Genomic DNA, 6,838 nt, shown 5'->3' on the forward strand with positions numbered 1-6,838 from the left:
ATTGTGCGCGTATGACCCCAGTGAAGCCCGCAGGCTCTCCGGGCCCGATCGAACGCTTCGTCGACCACGCCAACGACGCGGCCGAGGCGGCCGCCCGCCGTGCCGACGAGCTCTTCCTCACGATCAGCGGCCGACGGCGCACCCTGACCGACGCGTTCCTGGTCGGCCTGACCTGGGTGGCGTTCGGGCTGAGCATCTGGATGCTCTTCCTGCAGCCGCGCACCGACGCCCTGCACGACACCGTGCGGTACGTCGACTGGGTGGTCGCAGCGGTGATCGCGGCGGCGATCTGCTGGCGCTGGCTGCGCTTCAGGATCGGCTGGCGCTACCTGCGCAAGCACTGGTGGGAGGTGCCTGCCCTGGTGCCGGTGGCGATCCCACTGGTCACTGACCACCGGCTGGTGCTGTGGGCGATCGTGATCTTCAGGTTCGTCCGCGCTGCGGACCGACTGGACAACTACTACGGGGACAAGGTCACCGCTGCGGTGATCGGTCACTTCCTGGACCCGATCGTCGACACCATCAAGCGCCCGATCACCGTCGCCGTGCTCGACGAGGTGATCGACGTGATCCAGCAGGGCGACTACGCGACCAACGTCAGGGCGGCACTCGACGAGAACCGCGACGAGATCGAGGCGATGGTCCTGGAGCTGATCCGCAACGACCCGACGACCGGGAAGCTCAAGTACGTCCCGTTCCACACCGAGATCGTCAACCTCACCTCCGACACGGTGCTGCGGATCGTGGAGGGTGCCCTAGCCGATCCGCGGACTACGGAGCTGATCAGCGACATCATCAGGAACTCCGCGACCCAGCTCCGCACGGCGATCCGCGAGGACCACTAGGCCTGCGGGCCTGCGCTGACCTGCGGGCCTGGCTTCACTGCTGGTCAGACGCCCCGGATTCGTGGCGGAGAGGAGCGTCGACCGGCAGTGAAGCCAGGAGACTCAGCGGCGCGTGACCTTCGCCTTCACCGTCACGGTCCGGCTGGCCTCGGTGGTGGCGTTGCCGAGGTAGCGGACCGACACCGTGCGGGGCTTGGCGGTGTAGCGGGCCTTCTTGGCCAGCACCATGCGGACGACACCCTTGGTGCCGACGCGGACCTTCGCGGTGACGGTGCGACCACCGAGGGTCGCACTCACGGTGCCGGTCGGCCAGGCACCCGAGCTGAGCCGGCCCAGACGGACCACGGCGACCTGGCGCTTGCCGGCCTTGACCTTCTTCACACTCACCCGCGGGGCGTGCGCGAGCCGGCTCTTGGCCGGCGCCGGGGTGGCACTCGGGGTCGCGCTCGGGCTGGGCGTGGCCGGCGTGGTCGGCGGGGTCACCGCGGCGACGCTCAGGGCGTGGGTGCTCGCGGTGGCGGCGTACGTCGTCACGTCGGCGGGCTGGAAGCGGACGTCGTACGTGTGAGCGCCCGCGCTCGGAGCGGCGACGGTGCAGGTCGCGGACGGCTCGGAGCTCGTCACGGCGAGCCCCTCGCAGCCGGTCAGGGCCACACCGTTCTCGGAGAAGGTGACAGCACCGGTCAGGGCGGAGCGTGCCGACGGCACCCGGGCCGAGACCTCGGCGCTGAGCTCGGCGCCCTCGCCGTTCTTGAGGGTGGTCTCCCCCGTGACGGCCACCTGGGTCGCCAGCGGGCCGAGCAGGGCCAGCGCGATGCCGTTGCCCTGGTAGAGCGACATGGTCAGGTCCGGGACGCCGTTGTGGTCGTGGTCGCCCGCGACACCGACGCTGCGGCCGTAGTCGTCGGCGACGACGAAGCCGGTCTCGGCGCTCAGCGTGGCGAGGTCGAGCACGTTCGGAGCGGCGGTGCGCTGACCGTAGGTCACCCAGACCCGGGTGCCCTTGTAGGAGCCGACCACCTGGTCGGCGACCCCGTCGCCGTTGACATCGCCGAGGTTGGCGACCGACCAGCCGGCACCGCGGCCGGCGATGTCGCCCTTGATCCAGTAGCCCCGGGGCTCCGTCGTGGTGCCGGTGCAGCCGGTGGTGACGGTGGCGTCGGCACAGGTGTAGACGGTGCTGGCGCCCGAGCGCGGGTCGGTGATCACGGTGGCGGTCGAGGCCGAGCCGTAGACCACGGCGACGCCGCCGAAGGAGTCGACCGCGGAGGAGACCTGGCTGTCGGCGCCGACGAGCAGGTCGTCCAGGCCGTCGCCGTCGATGTCCCCGGCCGCGGCCACGGTGTCGCCGAGCCGGTCGCCACCGGTGGAGGGACCGTAGATCGCGAACCCGTCGGCACCCAGGGTGGCGAGGTTGATCGCCCGGCTGGCGCCGCGCGACCCGAAGACGACGTACGCGGCGCCGTTGGCGGTCTTGCCGTTGTTCCACGGCTTGGCGGTGTAGGAGCCCAGCACCAGGTCGGCCAGGCCGTCCCCGTTGACGTCCCCGGCCTCGGCGACGCTCAGGATCTGGCCGCCGGCGCCGTCGACGGTGAAGAGCACCCGGTCGGTGTCGGCCTGGACGTCGACGTTGGTGACGTCGTCGGAGCCCGACACGATCCAGGCGCGACCGCTGTTGGAGCCGCCGTAGTCGGCGAGGTTGTCGGCGATCGCGATGTCGTCGTAGCCGTCACCGTTGACGTCGCCCAGACCCGCCACGGCGAAGCCGAAGTTGTCGTAGTCGGGGGTCAGGGCGCCGGGGTCGGAGATCCAGAAGCCGCGGCTGCCGAGCTCGTCGAGGTCGAGGGAGGTGAACTCCTTCTGGCCGAGCACGATCGCGACCTGGGCGAACCCGCGGCCGGTCGAGCCGAGCGCGAGATCGTCGTACCCGTCGCCGTTGATGTCGCCCAGGCAGCTCACCGATCCGCCGACCCAGGGCTTGGACGTGGGCGGCACGATCGACGGGCCGTCGATCCGGATCGCACCCGAGGTCGGGTCGGCGACGTCGCCGGTCGAGGGGCTCTCGGAGCCGAGGAAGACGTAGCCCGCCCCAACCTGGTCGTAGCCGGGCCGGTTCCAGTTCTGGTCACCGGCGACGGTGTCGTCCAGGCCGTCGCCGTTGACGTCGCAGGAGGTCGCCGACAGGGCGCCGATGGCGCCGCCGGACTCACCGGAGTAGGCCAGCAGGTGGGTGGCGGGGGTGGTGCTCGCGGCCGGGTCAGCGGCGAAGGCGGCTGCTCCCAGGGTGCCGGCCCCGAGCGCCAGCGTCAGGCCCGTGGCCGCGCACAGGCGCAGCGGCGTGGGTCGCATCGTCATGATCGATCTCTCTTCAGTTAGGCGCGTGCACGCCGTTGTTGAGGCCGTAGTCGGCCGAGGTGTCGAACTTCTGGGTGGCCAGAGCGGTGCCGCTCCGAGACCCGGCCACCAGGTGCTGGGCGATGAAGCCGGCCGACGGGGTCGTCGAGGCATCAGCGCCGTACGGGTTCGTGTAGACCGTGGTCGGCGCCGTGGCGGCCACCGAGGTCTGGTTGAGGTAGAAGTCGCGCTGGGCGCCGTCGAACGGCGAGCGCGGGTCGCGCCAGTCGAACTTCTCCAGGGAGTTCACGGTGCTCCACGGGTAGCCGGTGGCGGCGTTGGTGCCCCAGGCCAGGTCGACGGTGCGCGAGATGCCGTTGGCGGTGGCCGTCGAGTTGGCCGGGTCGTAGTACCGGCTGGGGTTGCGCACGCCGAACCACGGGTCGTAGGAGGCCAGCACGGTGCCGTCGGTAGCGGTCAGCCTGTTCTCGCTGGACCACAGCTCGTAGATGCCCCACAGGGCCGCGTCGGTGCCGGTGGCGTTCTTGGCGACGCAGGCGGCGTCCGGGATGGAGCGTGCTCCGCCGTCGCCCTTCGGCAGGGTGCTGCTGATCGTGCTCACCACGGCGCCGAGCTTCTGCTTGTCCCCGGCGGCGTAGTCGCAGTTCTGGTTGAACTCGTTGGAGTTGCCGTAGCGCGACAGGGTCGAGGAGATGACCTCGGTGCCGTCGGTGCACTTGGCCGCGTAGATCAGCTCGTGGGCGTTGTTGGAGGTGGCGTCGGGCGACCAGCTGCCCTGGTGGGCCTTGATCAGGTAGTCGCAGACCACCTTGTCCCCGTTGGCGTCGCGGACCCAGGAGCGGTCCGCGGCGAGCAGGGCGACGTCGTTGGCGACGAAGACCTTGTGGCCGCCGTTGTCCTCGTGGCGCATCGTCATGCCGGCGTGCTCGTGGCCGTAGTCCTCGAGCTTCTCGCTGACGTAGCCGAACGGGATGCCCTTGTTGCTGGCGTGCCGGCCGTTGTCCAGGTAGTCGGCGACCCAGTCGTAGATGTCGGAGGTCTTCGGGTCCGCACCGTGCTCGTGGCCGAAGGTGCACAGCTTGCCGGTGGCCGGGTCGGTCACCTGGGCGGAGTGCCAGGTCGGGTAGATCTTCCCGTCGGGGCCGGTCACGTTGTAGGAGGCGTGCAGGGCGGCCGGGCAGGTGTCGTACTCCGTCGGCGTCCAGTTCCGCTACAGGTAGGCGACCGAGTAGACCGGGGCCGGCGTGGAGGTCTCGGCCTTCGTGGTCAGACTCAGGTAGCCGGTCGTGGTGACCCGCTCCGGAGCGGTCTCGGTGACCCGGAGCGCAGCGGTGGTGGCCGTGGTGGCGAGCTTGGCGTACTGCGCCGCGCTCAGGCGCAGGGCGACCGAGCCGGTGCGACCTGCCGCCAGCGCGTACGCCGTCGTGGAGGCGGTCCCGCCGACGGTCAGGCTCAGCGTGCCGCGGCAGGTGGCGGCCGCAGCGCACGAGAGCGAGACGCCGACCGAGCGGTCGGTGCCGACCGTGGCGGTGCGGGTCGCGACGGTGACGGCCCGGGTGGCCGGGCGCAGCGTGGCGCGGGCACTGGCGCTGACCGAGCCGGCCACCTTGACGGTGACCCGAGCCCGGCCGGCGGCGCCGAGCTTGGCGACCTGGGCGGGGCTCAGCGTGATCCTGACGATCCCCGAGGTGGACTTACGCAGCCGGTAGGAGACCTTCGCGCTCTGGATCCGCGCGTTGTTCTTGGTCGCCTTCGCGGCCGGGGTCAGCCTGACCGTGCCCCGACAGAGCTTCGCCGAGCCACAGCTGAGCCGTAGGGCCACCTGCCGGTCGCCGCCCACGACGGGGTCGGTGACCGAGACCCGGACCTTGGCCGGGGCAGCGTCGGCGGTCTGAAGCAGCCCGAACGACGTCGCGGCGACGCCGAGCGTGGTGACGATCGCCACCAGGCCGCGCCGACGTCGGCGGGAGAGAGCGTGGAAGTCCACTGAACCATCCTTGAGAGGTGTCACACCGAGAGATGAGAAGGTAAGGCTTACCTTGTTTTCGAAAGGTTAGCCTTACCTTATTCTCAGCGTGTGACCGGGGGTCCTCTCAGGTCACCGGCAGGTGCAGGTCCAGCGGCTCCGTAGACACAGCAGCGCCCCGTGCGGGTGAGCACGGGGCGCTGCGTAGCGAAGACCTACGGGTCAGGCCTTCGGGATGGTGATGGCCTGCGCACGGTTGGCTGCGCACACCACCGCCCGCAGGGAGGCGGTCACGATGTTCGCGTGGATCCCGATCCCCCAGACGATCTCGCCGGCGATCTCGCACTCGACGTAGGCGGCCGCCATCGCGTCACCGCCGGCGCTGAGCGCGTGCTCGGCGTAGTCCAGCACCCGGATGTCGGCGCCGGCCTGGCGCATGCCGTCGACGAACGCCGCCACCGGGCCGTTGCCCTCGCCGACGATGGTGCGCTCGGTGCCGCGGACCTTCAGGTTGACCTCCTGGCGGTCACCCTCGGGGCCGGTGACCGAGTTCCAGGTCTCCAGGCTGTAGGGCTCGTCGCGCTCCAGGTACTCCGCAGAGAAGACCTTCCAGATCTGCTCGCCGGTGATCTCGCCGCCCTCGGCGTCGGTATGGGCCTGGATCACCCGACTGAACTCGATCTGCGCACGGCGCGGCAGGTCCAAGGAGTGCTCGTTCTTCAGCAGGTAGGCCACGCCACCCTTGCCGGACTGGCTGTTGACCCGGATGACTGCCTCGTAGGTGCGGCCCACGTCCTTCGGGTCGATCGGCAGGTACGGCGCCTCCCACCCGATCTCGGCGACCGGCACGCCCGCCTCGGCGGCCTTGCGGTCCAGGTCCTCCAGGCCCTTCTTGATGGCGTCCTGGTGGGAGCCGGAGAAGGCGGTGTAGACGAGGTCGCCGCCGTACGGGTGGCGCGGGTGGACCGGCAGCTGGTTGCAGTGCTCGACGGTGCGACGGATCTCGTCGATGTCGCTGAAGTCGATCATCGGGTCGATGCCCTGGCTGAAGAGGTTCATGCCCAGCGTGACCAGGTCGACGTTGCCGGTGCGCTCGCCGTGGCCGAACAGGCAGCCCTCGACGCGGTCGGCGCCCGCCATCAGGGCCAGCTCGGTGGCAGCAACCGCGGTGCCGCGGTCGTTGTGCGGGTGCAGCGAGATCGCCGACACGTCGCGGCGGGTCAGGCCGCGGCCGAAGTACTCGATCTGGTCGGCGTAGGTGTTCGGCGTCGACATCTCGACGGTCGCCGGCAGGTTGAGGATGATCTCGCGACCGGGCTCCGGCTGCCAGACGTCGCTGACCCGCTCGCAGACCTCGAGGGCGTAGTCGGTGTCGGTCTGGGTGAAGATCTCGGGGCTGTACTGGTACCCGAAGTCCTCAGTGCCGACGATCGGCCCCAGGTAGTGCTCGGCGTACTTCATCACCATCTCGGTGCCGCGCGTCGCGATCGCGATGCACTCGGCCGGGGTGACGTTGAAGACCACGCGCCGGAACAGCGCCGCGGTCGCGTTGTAGAGGTGGATGGTCGCGCGCGGCGCACCGGCCAGCGACTGCGCGGTCCGCTCGATGAGGTCCTCGCGAGCCTGCGTCAGCACCGAGATCTGGACGTCATCGGGGATGCGGTCCTCCTCG

Annotated in this window: 5 protein-coding genes; 1 reads left to right on the forward strand and 4 read right to left on the reverse strand. The window is 70.4% G+C overall.

Going from position 1 to position 6,838, the window contains the following annotated elements:
* Positions 1-11 precede the first annotated feature (11 nt).
* A complete protein-coding gene (locus Q1V88_RS06055) occupies positions 12-845 on the forward strand; it encodes an ion transporter (protein ID WP_300679280.1) in 834 nt (277 codons plus the stop codon).
* Between the two features lie 102 nt (positions 846-947).
* Here the strand turns inward: Q1V88_RS06055 and Q1V88_RS06060 are convergent, their stop codons facing one another.
* From Q1V88_RS06060 to Q1V88_RS06075, 4 genes are all read right to left on the reverse strand, one after another.
* Positions 948-3,200 carry a VCBS repeat-containing protein gene (locus Q1V88_RS06060; protein WP_300679283.1) on the reverse strand — a complete coding sequence of 751 codons (2,253 nt, stop codon included), beginning with the start codon at positions 3,198-3,200 and terminating at the stop codon, positions 948-950.
* A gap of 13 nt (positions 3,201-3,213) precedes the next feature.
* Positions 3,214-4,350, reverse strand: coding sequence for a hypothetical protein (locus tag Q1V88_RS06065; protein WP_300679285.1), 1,137 nt, complete (start codon positions 4,348-4,350; stop codon positions 3,214-3,216).
* A 60-nt stretch (positions 4,351-4,410) separates the two neighbouring features.
* Positions 4,411-5,187 carry a hypothetical protein gene (locus Q1V88_RS06070; RefSeq protein ID WP_300679288.1) on the reverse strand — a complete coding sequence of 259 codons (777 nt, stop codon included), beginning with the start codon at positions 5,185-5,187 and terminating at the stop codon, positions 4,411-4,413.
* Between the two features lie 201 nt (positions 5,188-5,388).
* On the reverse strand, positions 5,389-6,838 hold a 1,450-nt coding region (locus Q1V88_RS06075), incomplete at its 5' end, for a 2-isopropylmalate synthase (protein ID WP_300679291.1).

The organism is Nocardioides sp., assembly GCF_030150155.1.
Classification (GTDB): domain Bacteria; phylum Actinomycetota; class Actinomycetes; order Propionibacteriales; family Nocardioidaceae; genus Nocardioides.